At 70.3% G+C, this 17,242-nt stretch carries 15 protein-coding genes; 8 read left to right on the top strand and 7 right to left on the bottom strand.

Features of this window, described 5'->3' with window-relative positions; all coding sequences use genetic code 11:
• Positions 1 to 70 precede the first annotated feature (70 nt).
• Both RM1_RS12525 and RM1_RS12520 read left to right on the top strand, forming a co-directional pair.
• Positions 71 to 1,045 (top strand): ROK family protein, encoded by a 975-nt coding sequence (locus RM1_RS12525; RefSeq protein WP_072751654.1) that lies wholly within the window; start codon positions 71 to 73, stop codon positions 1,043 to 1,045.
• Positions 1,046 to 1,165: 120 nt separating this feature from the next.
• The gene (locus tag RM1_RS12520) at positions 1,166 to 1,903 is read left to right on the top strand and encodes a lysophospholipid acyltransferase family protein (RefSeq protein WP_072751662.1); all 738 of its coding nucleotides are present in this window, start codon (positions 1,166 to 1,168) and stop codon (positions 1,901 to 1,903) included.
• Between the two features lie 44 nt (positions 1,904 to 1,947).
• Here RM1_RS12520 and RM1_RS12515 read toward each other — a convergent pair whose 3' ends face one another.
• Complete coding sequence (locus RM1_RS12515) at positions 1,948 to 3,189, bottom strand: glycosyltransferase 87 family protein (RefSeq protein ID WP_083576691.1); 1,242 nt, start codon at positions 3,187 to 3,189, stop codon at positions 1,948 to 1,950.
• A gap of 171 nt (positions 3,190 to 3,360) precedes the next feature.
• Between RM1_RS12515 and RM1_RS12510 the strand changes: the two genes are divergently transcribed.
• The 4 genes from RM1_RS12510 (at position 3,361) to RM1_RS12495 (ending at position 7,075) form a co-directional block, all read left to right on the top strand.
• On the top strand, positions 3,361 to 3,852 hold the full coding sequence (locus RM1_RS12510) for a polyadenylate-specific 3'-exoribonuclease AS (RefSeq protein WP_027502237.1): 492 nt from the start codon (positions 3,361 to 3,363) through the stop codon (positions 3,850 to 3,852).
• Between the two features lie 51 nt (positions 3,853 to 3,903).
• On the top strand, positions 3,904 to 5,289 hold the full coding sequence (locus RM1_RS12505; RefSeq protein ID WP_072751653.1) for a class II 3-deoxy-7-phosphoheptulonate synthase: 1,386 nt from the start codon (positions 3,904 to 3,906) through the stop codon (positions 5,287 to 5,289).
• Positions 5,290 to 5,427: 138 nt separating this feature from the next.
• Positions 5,428 to 6,186: a VOC family protein gene (locus tag RM1_RS12500; protein ID WP_072751652.1), complete on the top strand. Its 759-nt coding sequence runs from the start codon at positions 5,428 to 5,430 to the stop codon at positions 6,184 to 6,186.
• A 64-nt stretch (positions 6,187 to 6,250) separates the two neighbouring features.
• The gene (locus tag RM1_RS12495) at positions 6,251 to 7,075 is read left to right on the top strand and encodes an HAD family hydrolase (RefSeq protein ID WP_072751660.1); all 825 of its coding nucleotides are present in this window, start codon (positions 6,251 to 6,253) and stop codon (positions 7,073 to 7,075) included.
• A gap of 24 nt (positions 7,076 to 7,099) precedes the next feature.
• On the opposite strand, the gene RM1_RS12490 is transcribed toward RM1_RS12495, so the two are convergent.
• Entirely contained in the window at positions 7,100 to 7,978 is an 879-nt protein-coding gene (locus RM1_RS12490; protein ID WP_072751659.1) for an esterase/lipase family protein, read from the bottom strand.
• A 190-nt stretch (positions 7,979 to 8,168) separates the two neighbouring features.
• A complete protein-coding gene (gene pknB / locus RM1_RS12485; RefSeq protein WP_072751651.1) occupies positions 8,169 to 10,208 on the bottom strand; it encodes a Stk1 family PASTA domain-containing Ser/Thr kinase in 2,040 nt (679 codons plus the stop codon).
• 167 nt (positions 10,209 to 10,375) lie between these two features.
• On the opposite strand from pknB, the gene RM1_RS12480 reads away from it, so the two are divergent.
• Positions 10,376 to 10,744, top strand: coding sequence for an Rv2175c family DNA-binding protein (locus RM1_RS12480; RefSeq protein WP_072751650.1), 369 nt, complete (start codon positions 10,376 to 10,378; stop codon positions 10,742 to 10,744).
• 15 nt (positions 10,745 to 10,759) lie between these two features.
• Here the strand turns inward: RM1_RS12480 and RM1_RS12475 are convergent, their stop codons facing one another.
• The 4 genes from RM1_RS12475 to RM1_RS12460 form a co-directional block, all read right to left on the bottom strand.
• Positions 10,760 to 11,707, bottom strand: a complete 948-nt coding sequence (locus RM1_RS12475) for a phytoene/squalene synthase family protein (protein ID WP_072751649.1) — start codon at positions 11,705 to 11,707, stop codon at positions 10,760 to 10,762.
• 1 nt (position 11,708) lies between these two features.
• A complete protein-coding gene (locus RM1_RS12470) occupies positions 11,709 to 13,313 on the bottom strand; it encodes an alpha-(1->6)-mannopyranosyltransferase A (protein ID WP_072751648.1) in 1,605 nt (534 codons plus the stop codon).
• Between the two features lie 82 nt (positions 13,314 to 13,395).
• Positions 13,396 to 15,012 carry a phytoene desaturase family protein gene (gene crtI / locus RM1_RS12465; RefSeq protein ID WP_072751658.1) on the bottom strand — a complete coding sequence of 539 codons (1,617 nt, stop codon included), beginning with the start codon at positions 15,010 to 15,012 and terminating at the stop codon, positions 13,396 to 13,398.
• Complete coding sequence (locus tag RM1_RS12460) at positions 15,012 to 16,127, bottom strand: polyprenyl synthetase family protein (RefSeq protein ID WP_072751657.1); 1,116 nt, start codon at positions 16,125 to 16,127, stop codon at positions 15,012 to 15,014. The genes crtI and RM1_RS12460 overlap by 1 nt, the downstream gene beginning before the upstream one ends.
• A gap of 134 nt (positions 16,128 to 16,261) precedes the next feature.
• On the opposite strand from RM1_RS12460, the gene metF reads away from it, so the two are divergent.
• Positions 16,262 to 17,185 carry a methylenetetrahydrofolate reductase [NAD(P)H] gene (metF, locus tag RM1_RS12455; protein WP_051637544.1) on the top strand — a complete coding sequence of 308 codons (924 nt, stop codon included), beginning with the start codon at positions 16,262 to 16,264 and terminating at the stop codon, positions 17,183 to 17,185.
• The last annotated feature ends 57 nt before the right edge of the window (positions 17,186 to 17,242 follow it).

Genomic DNA, 17,242 nt, shown 5'->3' with positions numbered 1-17,242 from the left:
GCGCCGACGCGCAGGGTGCTCGCCCGAAGTTCGTCCCGATCTCGGTTCAGGTCGAGCACAATCGGTGACCATGGGCACGCGCACCGGCGGTCGGACCGCTCTCACGATCGGCATCGACGTCGGCGGAACCAGCATCAGGGCGGCGGTGGTCGACGCCGACGGTCAGGTGCTGGACTCGGCCTTGGCACCGACCCCGCGGTCGGCGCAGGCGCTGGAGGACGGGCTCGACCGCGCGGTTCGGGAGCTCTGCGCGCGGCACGAGATCGCCGGGGTCGGCCTCGCGGTGGCGGGCTTCATCACCCCTGACCGGTCCACGGTGCGTTTCGCGCCGCACCTGCCGTGGGTGGACGCCCCGGTCTCGCGCGACCTCAGCGATCGCCTCGGCATGCCGGTCATCCTCGAGCACGACGCCAATGCGGCGGCGTGGGCGGAGTACCGGTTCGGCGCCGCGGCAGGCGGCCACAACGTGTTGATGATGTCGATCGGGACCGGGATCGGCGCGGGTCTGCTGCTCGGCGGCGCGCTCTACCGGGGCAGCCACGGGGTGGCACCCGAACTCGGTCATGTGCAGGTGATGTCCGGTGGACGGCCCTGCGCCTGCGGCAAACGCGGCTGTTGGGAGCGCTATTGCAGCGGCACCGCGCTGGTGGACACCGCGATCGAGTTGCTGGCCGCCAATCCCGCCGAGTCGACGATCCTGGCGCGGGAGGTGGCCGGGAACCCGGGGGGCCTGACCGGTCGCCGAGTCGCGGGCGCGGCACAGGACGGCGACAAGGTGGCGATGGCGACGATGGCGGAGTTCGCGCGCTGGTTGGGTGTCGGGCTCGCGATGGTGAGCGATGTCTACGACCCCGACCTCGTGGTGATCGCCGGCGGCGTCGCCAGTTCGGCTCCGCTCTTCCTCGACGACGCGCGCGATCACTACGCCACGCTCATCACCGGATCCGGGCACCGCCCGTTGGCCCGGATCAGGCCGACCCAGCTCGGCGAGGCGGCAGGCATGATCGGCGCGGCCGAACTCGCTCGCACGGAACTGGGATCCTGAGACCGCTCGCGACCGTACCGGTGGCCGGGGTGCCCCTCCGGTGGCCACATCCATCGGCCGTGAGTACAGTCATCACACGAGAAACATAGCGTGAGCACGGATGACTTCGGGAAGGGCGCCATGTGGTACTGGCTGTTCAAATACATCTTTCTCGGACCGATCCTGCTGGTACTCGGGCGCCCGACAATCGAAGGCGCCGAACACATTCCGACCAATGGTCCCGCGATCCTCGCCAGTAATCACCAGGCCGTGATGGACTCGTTCTATCTGCCGCTGAAGTCGCCGCGCCGGATCACCTTCCTGGCCAAGAGCGAGTACTTCACCGGTACCGGCCTCAAGGGCCGATTCCAGCGGTGGTTCTTCTCGGCGGTCGGCCAGGTGCCGATCGACCGGACCGGGGCCGACGCGGCGCAGGACGCGCTCAACGCGGGCATGAAGGTGCTCGGCGACGGCAAGTTGCTCGGGATCTACCCCGAGGGCACCCGCTCCCCGGACGGCCGGCTGTACAAGGGCAAGACGGGCATGGCGCGGATGGCGCTGCAGTCCGGCGTTCCGGTCATCCCGGTCGCGATGATCGGCACCGACAAGCTGAACCCGATCGGCTCGCGCTTCCCGCGTCCCGCGAAGATCGTCATCAAGATCGGCGAACCGATCGACTTCTCGCGCTTCAACGGCATGGGTGGGAACCGCTTCGTCGAGCGCGCGGTCACCGACGAGGTCATGTACAAGCTGATGGCGCTGTCCGGTCAGGAGTACGTCGACATCTACGCGGCCACGCTCAAGAACAAGCCCGCCGAGACGGCGACGGCCGCGCAGGCGCCCGTCGCCGACCGGATCCCGGACACCCGGGCCAGCTAGGCCACGTCTCCCAAATCCCTCCGGATGGATTTGAGAGGCGCGCCCTAGGCGGCAGGGGCGGGCACCCTCGACCGCTCGTCCGCGGCGATCCGCCTCGCCCTGCCCGTGACGCCGACCGTGGCGACCAGCACCAAGGTCGCCAGGCCCCACCACACGTACGACGAGGCAAGGAACTGATCCCACAGCGGCCAGCCGAGGCCACTGGTTCGGCCGGGCGCCAGCCGCCAGTGCGGGGCCACCACGAACAGAGCCACACCACCTGCGACCCACACCGCCAAGCCGAGGCTGCGCCGCGTGTAGGCGAGGTGCCCCAGGATCAGCAACGTCGGGACCACCCAGACCCAGTGGTGTGACCACGACACCGGGGAGACCAGGAGTCCGAACAGCGCGGTCATGGTGAGCGCGAGCGCAGGGATGCCCGCGGCCAGCGCCCGACGTGCGGCCAGGACCGTGACGATCAGAACCACCGCGCTCGCCAGGATCCACAGCGGGGTGCGCAGCGAGGGGTCGAGGCCGAGGCGGGCGAGCATGCCGGTGATCGACTGGTTCGCGGGGTAGGCGGGCCTGCCGATCCGGTTGGAGTCGATGAGGGTGTCGGTCCAGTACTGCTTGGAATCGGTGAACGAGACCGCGAAGCCGACGGCCGTGCCTGCGAGGAAACTCACCGCGGTGACCGCGGTGGCCCGGAAGTCCTTGCGCAGCAGGAAGTAGAGCACGAACACCGCGGGCGTCAGCTTGACCGCGGCGACGAGACCGACCAGCGCGCCGCGCGGCCACGGCGTCTTCTTGAGCAGGCAGTCGGCGGCGACCAGGGCCATCAGCACGATGTTGATCTGGCCGTAGTCGAGGGTGGAGTACACCGGCTCCAGCGCCATCGCACCGGCGAACGCAGCCCCGGCCGTCCACAGCAGGGTGCGCTCCGGCAGCACCCCGATGGAGGTGAGGGTCACGACCGCGGTCGCGAAGAGCAGCACCAGCGAGAGCGCGGTCAGGGCGGTGCTGGCCTCCGCGAGGCTGATCGCGGACATCGGACTGAACACGATCGCGGCGAGCGGGGGATAGGTGAACGGGAGCGACTTGCCGAGGGCGGTCGGCGGCATCTGACCGTAGAGCGCGACGCCGTTCGCCAGCGCGGTGCCGCCGATGCGGTACACGTCGAGGTCGATCCGGTAGTAGCTGCCGACGTGCCGCAGGCCGGGGAACCCGACGAGGTTGTAGATCACGCCGATGGCCGCGGCGATCAGGATGCCGACGCGGGCCGCGGGCCCGCCGACGACGCGACGGATTCGGGCCGCCGAACCATCCGGCTCTCGATCGGCGGCTGTCGCCGCTTCGGCTGCCGTTGTGTCGGTGCTCACGTGCTCGCGGGGAGCGGTCTGATCCTGGCCAGGCACCAATCGTCCTTCGGGTCGGGGGCGGTGGTCGTGGGGAAGTGCCGGGCGGCATAGTCTGCCCGGGTGCGCTACTTCTACGACTGCGAGTTCATCGAGGATGGTCGCACAATCGACCTGGTTTCGATCGGCGTGGCCGCCGAGGACGGCAGAGAGTTCTACGCCGTCTCCACCGAGTTCGACCCCACAAAGGCGGGCAAGTGGGTGCGGGCCAACGTCCTGCCTAAGCTGCCGCAGCCGTCCTCGCCGCTGTGGCGCTCGCGCGCCCAGATCCGCGACGACCTGCTGAAGTTCCTGGTTCCGCGCCCCGGCGTCACGCCGGAGCTGTGGGCCTGGATCGCGGCATATGACCACGTCGCGCTCTGCCAGTTGTGGGGGGACATGACGGCGCTGCCGCGCTCGCTGCCGCGGTTCACCCGCGAGTTGCGTCAGTACTGGGAGGACAGCGGATCGCCCGCGCTGCCGTCGGCTCCCGCCGATGCGCACGATGCGCTGGCCGACGCCAGGCACAACCTGGTCAAGTACGAGGCGATCCGCGCTTCGCTCACGATTCGCTGACTAAATGGCCCCTTTGCGCACCGCGATCGGCAGAGCGAATATCCTGTACTGGTGAACTGGACTGTCGATGTTCCGATCGACCGCTTGCCCGAACTCCCGCCGCTGCCCGCTGCGATGCGCCAGAAGCTCGACGAGGCGCTGAGCAAGCCTGCCGCCCAGCAGCCGACCTGGCCCGAGGACATGGCCGCCGCGATGCGCACCGTGCTCGAGAGCGTCCCGCCGATCACGGTCGCGAGCGAGGTGGAGGCGCTGCAGAACAACCTCGCCGAGGTCGCCCGCGGCGAGGCCTTCCTGCTCCAGGGCGGTGACTGCGCGGAGACGTTCGCGGACAACACCGAGCCGCACATCAAGGGCAACATCCGCACCCTGCTGCAGATGGCCGTCGTGCTCACCTACGGGGCGAGCCTGCCGGTCGTCAAGGTCGCGCGGATCGCCGGCCAGTACGCCAAGCCGCGTTCGTCGAACATCGACTCGCTCGGGCTGCAGTCGTACCGGGGCGACATGGTGAACTCACTCGTCGCCGAGGAGTCGGTGCGGGTCCACGACCCTTCCCGGCTGGTCCGCGCGTACGCGAACGCCAGCGCGGCGATGAACCTGGTGCGCGCGCTCACCGGCGCGGGCATGGCCGATCTGCACAAGGTGCACGACTGGAACCGGGAGTTCGTCGCCTCGTCTCCCGCGGGTGCCCGGTACGAGGCGCTCGCCGCCGAGATCGACCGCGGCCTGCAGTTCATGAACGCGTGCCGGGTCACCGACCCGAGCCTGCACCACGCACAGATCTTCGCCAGCCACGAGGCGCTCGTCCTCGACTACGAGCGGGCGATGCTGCGGCTCGACAACGACGACGACCACCCGAAGCTGTACGACCTGTCGGCGCACTTCCTCTGGATCGGCGACCGGACCCGCCAGCTCGACGGCGCGCACATCGCGTTCGCCGAGCTGCTCGCGAACCCGATCGGCCTCAAGATCGGCCCGAGCACCACCCCCGAGATGGCGGTCGAGTACGTCGAGCGGCTCGACCCGACCAACAAGCCCGGCCGGCTCACGCTGATCTCGCGGATGGGCAACGGCAAGGTGCGCGACCTGCTGCCCGCGATCATCGAGAAGGTGCAGGCCACCGGTCACCAGGTGATCTGGCAGTGCGACCCGATGCACGGCAACACCCACGAGGCGTCCACCGGCTACAAGACCCGCCACTTCGACCGGATCGTCGACGAGGTGCAGGGCTTCTTCGAGGTGCACAACGGACTCGGCACCCACCCGGGCGGCATCCACGTCGAACTGACCGGCGAGAACGTCACCGAGTGCCTCGGTGGCGCGCAGGACATCTCCGACCTGGACCTGTCGGGCCGCTACGAGACCGCGTGCGACCCGCGGCTCAACACCCAGCAGTCCCTCGAGCTGGCCTTCCTCGTGGCGGAGATGCTGCGCGGCTGAGCCGTCCGATTCCGCACAACGGCCCGCACCCCGACCAGGGGTGCGGGCCGTTGTGTTCCGCCGAATTGGTGTCGGTGGCCGGCGTTACGGTTGGGGCGATCGAATCGCGTACCCAACCATCGCAGTGAGGGGCACATCATGAAGATCACCGAACCGACGCTGGGGACCCCGTGCTGGGCCGAGCTCGGCACGACCGATGTCGCGGCGGCAGGAGAGTTCTACGGCGCGCTGCTCGGGTGGAAGCCGGAAACGGATCCGAATCCGGAGGCCGGTGGTTACACGATGATGCTGCTCGAGCAGGACCCGGTGGCCGCGGCCAGCCCGCTCTACCAGGAGGGTCAGCCCGTCGCGTGGACGGCCTCGATCGCGGTGGCCGACGTGGATGCGACCGCGCGGGCGGCCACGGCGGCAGGGGGTTCGGTGATCGCCGAGCCGATGGACGTGTTCGATCTGGGCAGATTCGCGGTGCTCGCCGACCCGGCGGGTGCGGTCATCTCGATCTGGCAGGGCCGCAAGTTCCACGGCGCGGCCCGGCTGAACGAGACCGGGGCGCTGTGTTGGATCGAGCTGCGCACCCGCGACACCGCGGGGGCGATCGAGTTCTACCGCACCGTGTTCGGCTGGACGGTCACGCCGGGCGACGGATACACCCAGTGGGGTCAGGGCGGCACGGATTTCGGCGGCATGATGGCGATGGGCGAGGACTTCCCTGAGGGCATTCCGCCGCACTGGGCGCTGTACTTCGGCGTGGACGACGTCGACGCCGCGGTCGAGGAGGCGACGGGTCTGGGCGGGGCCGTGCACGTGCCGGGCACCGACATCCCCGAGACCGGCCGGTTCGCGGTCCTGACGGACCCGCAGGGCGGCGCGTTCGCGGTCTTCCGCCCGCAGGACTGAGCGAGGCGCGGTCCGCCCGGATGGCGGGCCGCGCCGCGCGGACACGGCTGGCATCATGTCGGAAGTGACCGGTATTCGACTCCTCGCCACTGATCTCGACGGCACCCTGCTGCGGTCGGACCGATCCATCTCGCGACGGACCGCCGCGGCGATGTCGGCGGCGGCCCTGGCCGGGATCGAGATCGTGTGGGCGACCGCGCGAGCCCGCCATTCCGTCCACGAACTCGCGCTCGAGTGTGGCTTTCGCGGCAAGGCGATCTGCGCCAACGGGGCGGTCGTGCTCGACCTCGCCGACGGCACTCCGGTCATCACCGCGACGACCTCGATCACGACGGCCGCGGCGACGACGGCGATGGGCCGCGTGCGCACGCTCATGCCGGGTGTGGTGTTCGCGAATGTCGGCCCGACGAGTTTCGTCGCCGAACCCGAGTACGCGGCACTGTGCGAGTTCGCCGACCATCACCGGCACCCGCACGAGATGTCGCTCTCGGAGCTGCTGCCCGCCCTGGAGGAGCCGATGGTGAAGATCGTCGTGCGGCACCCCGAGGTGTCCAGTGCGGAGCTGTACCGCGCCGCCGTCGCCGCGGGTGTGGACGGCGTCGAACTGACCCATTCGGGCGCGCCCTACGTCGAGATGGCCCCGTCAGGGGTTTCGAAGGCGAGTGCCCTCGCGGAGCTGTGTGCGGCCGACGGAATCGAGGCGCACGAGGTCGCGGTCGTGGGCGACGGGATCAACGACATCCCGATGCTGTCGTGGGCCGGTACCGCGCTGTGCCCGTCGAACGCGCTGCCCGAGGTGGTCTCGCTCGCCGACCGGGTCCTGGCAGGCAACGACGATGACGGCGTCGCCCGCTACCTCGAGGAGCTCGTGGCGGCGTCCGGCCGGTGAGTGGTCACGGTCGCAGGCGGCGATTCACTCTCGTCCGCACGGCACCTCACGCGGATTGGTCGGGTCGAGGGCATTGAGCACCATGTAGGCCGCCCGCTTGGTGCCGGTGAGCTCGAAGTGATCCGACGTGTCCTGTTCGCAGCCGTCCTGGATGACGATGTTGGTGACGTCGTAGCCGGGTAGACCGGGGACCATTCCCCGGGTGTACGGCACTACCTGTTCGTCGTATCGGGTGCCGATGTTGGTGTACTCGATGCCCTTGAGATAGGGGGTGCCGTCGGCGTTGACCTTGTTGATCAACTCGGACCCGGCGACGAACTGGCCGCATGCCTGACAGATCGGGAACGCGGTGTCCGGAAGCCCCAACCGTTCGAAGAGCAGGGGCAGCCCGTCGCCGCCGGACACTTTCGTTCCCAGCCACAGGGGAGCCAGGGACACGTAGTTGGTGATCGTCGACTGCCCGCCGAGGACCTTCGCGTAGTACTCCGGCACGAGCGTGCCCTGCGAATGACCCACGATGTCCACTGTCGAAGCCCCCGTCGCAGTCAGGACCCGATCGACGAACTCCCCGAGTTGTTGCGCGCTGCTCTCGATCGGATTCATCGCGCCGACCGCGGATATCGGCCAAGGCCCTGGAATGGCGCCGTAGGTCAGGTTGAACACGCAGAATCCGGCGTTCTTGAGCATCGGGACGTAGGCACTCCAGGTGATCTGCTCTCCGCCTGCCGTTCCGTGCACCAACACCACGGGTCGCGGGTGGGCTGCGGTGGGCTTGCATCCGAAGTCGTTGGACCCAGGCAGCGAGCCGCCCGGATTGGTCCGTTCGTTCGCGAAGCCCGCGGAGTAGCTGAAGTTCTCGGGAAGCGGATCGGCATCTGCCGCAACCGTTCCGAACGACGACATCAACGCGATCAGCGAGCACGCCAGGACCGCGGCGCGCGGTGCTCGGAACAATTTGCCTCCGACTGTTGTACGAGGCACCGAACATACCGATCGCATTGTTGTTTGTATTGGCAATTGTCGAATCGGCGGCGCGACGGAGGTCGGTCGGATTGTGGTGGCCCGCAGTCACAGTCGGGCGGCGCCTTCCGCGCTACGGCACCGCGACCAGCGACACGGTGGTGCCCGCTTCGACCCGGGTTCCTGGTCCCGGGCTCTGGGTGAGAACCAGTGACCGGTCGGAGTCGGTGACCTGCCTGATCTGCGGCACCATTCCGAGGCCCGTCAGTTCCTCGCGGGCGGAGCCGACCGTGCGTCCGAGCATCGAGGGGAGCCGCACGGCGGTCGACACGACCAGCGTGACGCTCGATCCGGCCCCGACCTCGGTGCCGGTCGACGGGTCGGTACCGATCACGTCGCCGCCGTCGACGCCGCTGTCGAACTCTTCCCTGGTCTCGCCGACGGTGATCCCGACGGCGTCCAGCGCGGCCCTGGCCTCATCGGCGGACTTGCCGCGCACGTCCGGCATCCGGACCGGCGGCGAACCCTTGCTCCGGATCATCTGGACCTGCGACCCGACGTCGAGCACGGTGCCAGGACCAGGCTTCAGCGCCGCCACACCACCAGTGGGTACCTTGGTGCTGAACGCCTCACCGCCCTCGACGGGCACGAAGGTGCGCTCGCGGAGCACCCGCTCGACCTGGTCCGGATCGCCTGCCGCGGGCAGCTCGGGGACCGCGGGCCTGCCGAGCGACACCAGCAGGGCCACCACCGACTCCTTCGGCACGCGAGACCCGGCGGCGGGATCGGTGCCGAGCAGGGTGTCGACCGGGGCGCTGTTCGAGTACTCGCCGCGGATCTCGGTGCTCAGCCCAGCGGCCTCGACCGTGGATGTCGCAGACGCGCGGTCCAGACCGTCGATGGAGGGCACCGCCGCGTACCGGCCGGACCCCATCCACCAGCCGCCGAATCCGACCGCGACCCCGAGCAGCACGATCACGAGCAGCCACACCATGATCGTGCGGCGCGAGCGCTGACGCTCGGCCGCGAAATCGGGGAACTCGTATTGGGCGGGGTCGCGGCGGTGCTGCCGCGTCGCGGCGGGGTCGAGGTCCGGCTGCGGGAACTCCGGCGGGCGCGCGGTCAGGTCGGTGACCACCTTGGTGGGCTGCGGGCCCGCGTGCTGGATGCCTGGGTGCACCGCGGTGGGCGCGGCCGAGGCCAGTGCCGTCGTCGCGTCGTCGCGTCCGGCCGCGGCGGGCACCTGCGGGGGCAGCGCGCCCGCGACCTGCATGGCCGCGCTGAGGTGCTGCGCGGATCGTCGCGGTGCGGGTACCCGGTAGGCGGGCAACTGCAGCTGGTGGCTCACCGAACGCAGCGCCGCCGCCATCTCGCCGGCGTTGGTGAACCGTTCCTCGGGGTCACGGGCGGTCGCCTCGAGCACCAGCTGGTCGAACTCCTGCGGCACCCCGGGGATCTGGGAACCCGGGCTCGGCACGTCGGCGTTGATTCGCTGATAGGCGATCGAGAGCGAGGTGTCGCCGGTGAACGGCGTTCGGCCGGTGAGCATTTCGTACAGCAACACACCGGTCGCGTAGACGTCGCTGCGGGCGTCGGCGTTGCCGGTGGTGACCTGCTCGGGGGAGAGGTAGGCGGCGGTACCGAGGATCACGCTGCTGGAGGTGGCGTTGGATCCCGCGACCGCGCGAACCAGGCCGAAGTCGGCGATCTTGACCTCGCCCGAGTCGGAGATAAGCACGTTCTCCGGCTTGATGTCGCGGTGGACCAGGCCGGCGCGGTGCGCGACCGCGAGCGCATCGAGCACCGGTCCGGTGACCGCGGCGGCGGCGTGCGGCGGCATCGGGCCGCGCTCGCGCAGCAGCTCGCGCAGCGTCCCGCCCGCGACCAGCTCCATCACGAGGAACGCGTGTTCGCCGTCGACGCCCTGGTCGTACACGGCGACCAGCCCGGGATGGGTCAGCCGGGCCACCGCGCGGGCCTCGAACTCGAATCGGGCGACGAACTGGGGGTCGTGCGCGAACTTCGGGTCCATGACCTTGATCGCGACCGGCCGGTCGAGCCGCATGTCGAGGCCGCGGTAGACCATCGACATCCCGCCGCGCGCGATCGGGGAGTCCACCCGATAGCGGCGGTCGAGCAGTGTGCCGATCAGCGCCTGATCTCCTGGCCCCACCCGCGCTTACCCCGTTTCTGTTCTGCTCGGTGATCCACCGCAGCAGTTTCGACAATGTCCGCATCGATGGTAGCCAGCGGGCCGCCCGCCCGGTGCCGACGGCGCGGCGGCCGCGGTGCGCGGACCGCCCATGACGTACCGCGCACCGACCCGATACCGTTACCGGTGTGAGTGCAATCCCTTATAGCGACGACGTCCTCGATCCCTCGGTGGAGCTGCTGCAGCTCGCGGATGTGGCCAAACTGCTCGGAATCGTCGTCACCCGGGTGCACCAGATGCTCCGCGACGGCGAGCTGATCGCGGTGCGGCGCGATGGCGTCATCGGCGTGCCCGCGGCCTTCTTCACCGACGAGGGCGAGGTGGTTCGGCTCCTGTCCGGTCTGCTCGTGGTGCTGCGCGACGGCGGCTACGGCGAGGAGGAGATCCTGCGCTGGCTGTTCACCGAGGACGAGACCCTGCCGGGTGCGCCTGTCGCCGCGCTGCACACCCACCTCGCGCGCGAGGTGGTTCGCCGCGCCCAGGCGATGGCCTTCTAGGCGGCTCGAGAAGCCCTAGCCGCGGGCTGCCGCGACCGCGGACTCCAGTAGCCGCGGCGCGACGAGCGTCAGACGACGCCGCCTCGGCACAACGGCCCGGCGGTCGAGCACCAGGTAATCGCTCGTCTCGATCTCGTCGAGGATCGCGGAGTACAGGTCGAACGCGGCGGTGATCGCGGGCCGTGCCCGCGGATCGAGCATCGCCAGTCCCGGCCGGGCATCGCGGTAGCCCGACCGGTTCAGTGCGACGAAATGGGCGAGGGCCCGCCTGACCCGGGGGTCCGTTGCGCCGGTGGACTGGCAGTGGCGCAGGAGGTCGCCGTCCACGTCGAACGCGGACAGCTCCTCCGACGGCAGGTAGATGCGTCCACGCCGGAGGTCCTCGCCGACGTCGCGGATGAAGTTGGTGAGCTGGAAGGCCTCGCCGAGCGCGGCGGCCGCGGGCTCGGCCTCGGCGCGCGTGGTCACCGTGCCGAGGATCGGCAGCATCTGCTTCCCGATCGCCGCGGCGGAACCGTGCATGTAGCGGTGGAGCTCGTCCATCGAGGTGTAGACGGCCCGGAAACCGGGTGCGCCAGGCAGGTCCATCCGCATGGACCCGAGGAACGCGGTGAAGTGCTCGAGCGGGATGGAGTACCGGCCGATGGTGTCGGCGACCGCGAGCACGACCGGCCGGATGTCGCCGGTACGGGCGCCCGCGACGGCGGCCGTCAGCTCGGATTCGATCCTGTCGAGTTCGACCAGGCAGTCGCAGGCCGGACGGCCACCGGGCGCGTCGATGTCGACGAGGTCGTCCACGGTGCGGGCGAACCCGTACAACGCGTACACGGCGGGCCTACGGTGTTCGGGTAGCAACCGGGTCGCGAGCGCGTAGCTGCGGCCGTGCTCGGCCGTCAGCCCCTCGCAGTATCGGTAGGCGGCTCCGAGATCGCTCGCCGCCGTGCGGTCGTCCAGTGTCGTCATCTCAGTCCCGGACGGGGGCCGCGTCCTGGTGGGTGTCCCAGGTGTCGGCGACGGCAGGCGCTGAGCGCAGCCGCAGCGGATCGACGGTCACCAGCGACTTGGCCGCGACGACCGCCGCGAAGGTCGCGAGCAGTACGTGGACGAGGGTGTACAGCCCGATCGAGCCGTCGGGCTGGAAGACGAGCATCAGCCAGGTGGACAGGCCGACCAGGATCATCAGGGTGGTGGTGGACATCGCGAAGCCCGCCGCGATCGCCAGCGGCCACGAGTAGTACCAGGGCAACGCGGCGGGGGAGAGCACGACGATCGCGACCAACGCGACCAGGATGCCGAGCACGGCCTGCCTGGGCGTGCTGCGGAACCGCCACCACACCGTCAGCAGGATCGCGATCAACGCGATCGCGCACAGCATCCGGGTCACCTCGAGCACAGGGGCCAGCCGCAGGTCGGCGAACGGGGAGGTGCCGACGGTGACGAAGTGCGCCAGCATCGTCGGCAGCGAGAGCCAGTTGATGATCTTCGCCGAACCCTGCAGCGCGGTCAGCCATCCGATGCCGACGCCGGCGACCGCCGAACAGACGGCGAACACGGCGGCGAAGATCGCGAAACCGGCGCCCGCGGTGCGGGCGAACAGGGCGAACGGGGCGGCAGGCTCACGACCTTCGGCCTTGGCCTTCTCGCGTTCGTGGTACATCCAGATCCACACGATGAACGGCAGTGCGATTCCAGCCATCGCCTTGACCGCGACGCCGAGGGTGACGATCGCGATTCCGGCCGCGTGCTTGCGGTCGAGCGCCAGCGTCACGCCTGCGACCATCAGGCCGACCATCAGCAGCTCGTTGTGCACGCCGCCGATCAGGTGGATCAGGACAAGCGGGTTGAGCACCGCCAGCCACAGCGCGATCGCGGGGTTGCCGCCCAGCTGACGGGCCAGCCGCGGCAGCGCCCACACCATCAGCGCCAGGCCGGGCAGCATGGTCAGCCGCAGCATCATGGTCCCGGCGATCACGTTGTCCCCGGTGATCGAGGTGATGCCCTGACCGAGCAGCAGCGACACCGGTCCGTACGGCGCGGTGGTGGTGGTCCAGACGTTGCTCACGTTGTCGAGCAGGATGCCAGGGTTGACCACAGGGCCGACCGCGTACGGGTCGAAGCCGTCGCGCAGCAGCGCGCCCTGTGCCAGGTACGAGTACGCATCCCGGCTGAACATGGGCACCGACAACAGCAGCGGGGCCGTCCACGCCGGGACCACCCAGCGCAGCTCGTGCAGCGTGGTCGTGCCGCGGAGCGTGCAGCGGCCGAGTCGCACCCACGCCGCGATCATCAGCAGTACGCCGACCCACACGAGGATCGTCGACAGGATCAGTCCGTGCCCGAAGCGCAGCCAGGACAGGTGCAGCGCCTCCAGGAGCGGATCCTCGCGCCGAACGCTGCCCGAGCCGAAACCGCCGAAGGTGATCATCGATGCGCCGACCAACCCGAGGATCGCGGCGTGCCCCGCCTCGCTGCGCGCGAACCCGGCGACCGCGCGGAGACGCCCGGCGTCCTTGGCCCGGTCGTGGCTGTCGCCGATTTGCCTGTCAGCAGCGGAGAGTGGGGACGTCATCGGTGCGGATCTTCCCCCATGGCTGTGCGTTGAGCGCGGTCCGGCCGGGCATGGCCCGTCTGCGGAATGCGTGGACAGCTGGTCAGTTTAGTGGCTCGGTGTTCTGCAGCGGGAAACGCCTTGATCCCGCGGCGTGTGTTTGTGACCTGGCCCGCAGTTCGCCCGCGATCCGCTGGGCGGCCAGCTTCCCGGAGACGAGCACGGTCGGCACCCCGACCCCAGGCGTGGTGCCCGACCCGGCGAGCACCACGTTCTCGGCTCCGGTGTCCAGGTTCCCCCGCCGGAACGGTCCGGTCTGCGCGAAGGTGTGCGCGGCCGCGAACGGGGTGCCAGCGGACATCCCGCGATCGGCCCAGGTCTGCGGGGTGTCGATGAGGTCGACCCGGAACGAGTCGGCGATCCCGGCGTATCCGCGCCGCTCCAGCTCCACGAGCAGCTCGCTGACGTAGGGCCGCCCGAGGGCGGCCCAGTCGAGCGGGGCGCTGTGCAGGTTCGGGCAGGGTGCCAGCACCGACAGCGGTTCGTGCGGTTCGCCGTCACGGTCGATCAGCAGCCCCGGGTCGGTGACCGCGGGGCGGGTGAGCAGCAGGGACGGGTCGCTCATCAGCCTGCCGCGACCGCGGCGCGCGGTGATCTCGGCGAACGTCTGCTCCCAGGCCCTTCCGAAGTCGATGGTGTGGTGGCCCGAGTCGGGCCAGCGCGCGGCGACGGAGGCGGGGATGGTGCCATGCGCGACGACCGCCGAGGGCGAGTGCCGGACCGGCCGGCGCGGCCGGGTCCGACGGGGGAGCAGGGCGCTCCCGCCGCCGAGGTCCGCGGTCAGGACAACCGCGTCGACGTCGAACCCCGATCCGTCGGCGGTGATCACCCGCCTCGCGCGACCGTTCCTGTAGTCGATCCGGCTCACCTCGGTCCCGAGCGCGAGGGTGCCGCCCGCGGTGGTGAAGGCGTCGGCCATGGCCTCGGCGATCGCCCGCATGCCGCCGTCGGGGAAGTACACGCCCATTGAGGTGTCCATGTGCGCGATCGCGCCGTAGATGCCGAGCGCCCGCGCGGGGCTCAGCCCCGCGTAGAGCGACTGGAAGGTGAAGATGCGCTGCAGCCGGGGGTCCCGGAGGTACCGCTCGACCCGCGGCCCCAGCCTGCCGAAGCCGCCGAACCTGACCAGGGTCGACAGGTCAGCGATGGCCGCGCGCGAGCGGACCAGGTCGAGCGGCGAGTCGAAGTTCGCGTCGATGAACCGGTCGAACTCGGCCGTGAAGATCTGCTCCAGCCAGGAGCGCAGCCGGCGGTACCGGCGTGCCTCGTCGGGACCGCACGCCCGGGCGACCTCCGCCGCCATCGCGTCGGGGTCCGAGTGCACGGCGATCGCCCCGCCGTCCGCGAACCGGGCGTGATATGCCGGGTCGAGCCGGCGCAGGCGCAGCGGCGGGGACACCGACCCGAAGTCGGCCCCGACCGCGGCGAGCGCGTCGGCGACGAGCTCCGGCATGGTGAGAACGGTTGCGCCGCTGTCGATCTGGTAGCCGGGGCCGTCGTACACGCCGACCCGGCCGCCGACCGACCTGTCGCGTTCGAGGAGGGTGACCGTGCGGCCGCTGCAGAGCAGGTGCAGCGCCGCCGACAGTCCGGACAGGCCTGCCCCGACGACCACCACGTGATCGGTGCGACCGGGGACCGTGCGCAGGCTCACGACGATCAGGCCGTGCGACGGGTGGCGGCCAGCGCCATCGCGCGCAGGCTCTGCTTGGCCGTCTCCGTCGCGGTGCTCGTGTCGAGGGCGCTCAGGCCCCTGGCGGTGAGCTCGTCGATGCGGCGCTCGACCTCGTCGACCGCGCCGAGATCGGTGATGATCGCGCGCAGCCGCTGCACCTGCTCCTCGGTGAGGTCGGTGCCGATGCTGCGACGCAGCACGTCCGCGGTGCCCCGGTCGGTGGCGTCGGCACGCAGCAGGGCCTCGGCGAACAGCACGGTCCGCTTGCCCTCGCGCAGGTCGTCGCCGGAGGGCTTGCCGGTGACCGTGGGGTCCCCGAACACCCCGAGCAGGTCGTCGCGGAGCTGGAAGGCGATGCCGATGTCGGTGCCGAACTCGCGATAGGCGGCGATCAGGTCCGGATCGGCCGCGGCGAGGGCGGCACCCAGGTGCAGCGGTCGCTCGATCGTGTACGCCGCCGTCTTGTAGCGGTTGATCCGCAGCGCAGCGGCCACCGACTCGTCGGCGGTCACCTCGGTGCTCACGTCCAGGTACTGGCCCCCGAGGACCTCGGTGCGCATCGCCGACCACACCGGACCGAGCCGGGACTGGGCGGCCGCGTCGACCCCGGACTCGCGGACCATGTCGTCCGCCCATGCCAGCGCGAGGTCGCCGAGCAGGATGGCGACGGATTCACCGAACTTCGCCGGTTCGCCGGACCACCCGCCCGAGCGGTGCCGGTCGGCGAACTCGACGTGCAGGGTGGGAAAGCCCCTGCGGGTGCGGGAGGAGTCGATGATGTCGTCGTGCACGAGGGCGCAGGCCTGGACAAGCTCGAGCGCGGAGCAGGCCCGCAGCACCGCGGCGGCGTCGGGGCCGTTCGGATCGCCGCCCGCGCCCAGCCAGCCGGTCCAGGCGAACGCGGGCCGGACCCGCTTGCCACCGCGCAGGACGAAGGCCTCCAGTGCGGTCGTGGCGTCGGTGAACGTGCCGGCGACGGCATCGGTCATCGGCCTGCGGCTGTCGAAGAACTCGCGCAGCGCCGTCTCGACGGCGGCGGGCAGCGACTCGGTGGCCTCGGGGGAGGCGGCGTGGGCGGACAGGGTGTCCTCCTCGGTGATTGCCCCGGGAAATTGCCCTGGGAACGTGATCGTCTCCCTCACCCTAGTGGTCCGTCGAAGTCGCCCTCATCGCCCGCCACTATGATTGTCGGGTGACATTCGATGCCGTCAGGGGACGGTCAAGCGAGGGCTGGGTGACCCAGACCCCCTCGATCGTGGACCGGATCGGTTCGAGTGGCGGGCGGATTCCCTTCTCGGTGGAGTTCTCGCCGCCGCGCGATGCCGATGCGGAGGCGCGTCTGTGGCGCGCGGTCCGCGAGTTCGAGCAGATGCAGCCCGCGTTCGTCTCGATGACCTATGGGGCGGGCGGTTCGACGAGGGACCGGACCGTGCGCGTCACCGGTGCCCTCGCCGAGGAGACCACGCTGCTCCCGGTCGCCCACCTGACCGCCGTCGGCCACAGCGTTGACGAACTGCGTGCGATGGTCGGGGCCTATGCGGACCGCGGCATCAGCAACATCCTGGTGCTGCGCGGCGATCCGCCGGGCGACCCGCTCGGCGAGTGGGTCCGGCATCCCGAGGGCGTCGAGTACGCCGAGGAGCTGGTCCGGCTGGTCCGCGACCTCGGCGACTTCCACGTCGGTGTCGCGTCCTTCCCCGAGGGGCATTTCCGCGCGCCGGACCTCGACCACGACACCAGGTACCTGGTCTCCAAGCTGCGTGCCGGGGCCGAGTACTCGATCACCCAGATGTTCTTCGACGTCGAGGACTACCTGCGGCTGCGCGACCGGGTGTCCCGGTACGACGCCGAGCAGGGCGCCAAGCCGATCATCCCGGAGATCATGCCGATCACGTCGCTGCGCTCGGTCAAGCGGATGGTCGAACTGTCCGGATCGCAGCTGCCGCGCGAGCTCGCCGAGCGGCTCGATCGCGCGGCGGGCCACGGACCCGAGGAGAACCGCGCCGCGGTTCGTGAGATCGGCATCGAGCTCGCCACCGAGATGAGCGAACGGTTGATCGCCGAGGGTGCGCCCTGCCTGCACTTCATCACGCTGAACTTCGCCCGCGCGACCCGCGAGGTGCTGGCCCGCCTCGGGCTGGCCAGCTCGGTCAGGTAGCGCTCCGCGCCCGTGCCGTGTTGCACCCCACCCGGGATGCAACACGCGCACGGTGCG

Source organism: Rhodococcus maanshanensis NBRC 100610, assembly GCF_001894865.1.
Classification (GTDB): Bacteria; Actinomycetota; Actinomycetes; order Mycobacteriales; family Mycobacteriaceae; genus Rhodococcus_G; species Rhodococcus_G maanshanensis.
The sequence above is the reverse complement of the archived record's forward strand: the minus strand, read 5'-3'. Positions and strand labels throughout refer to the sequence as shown.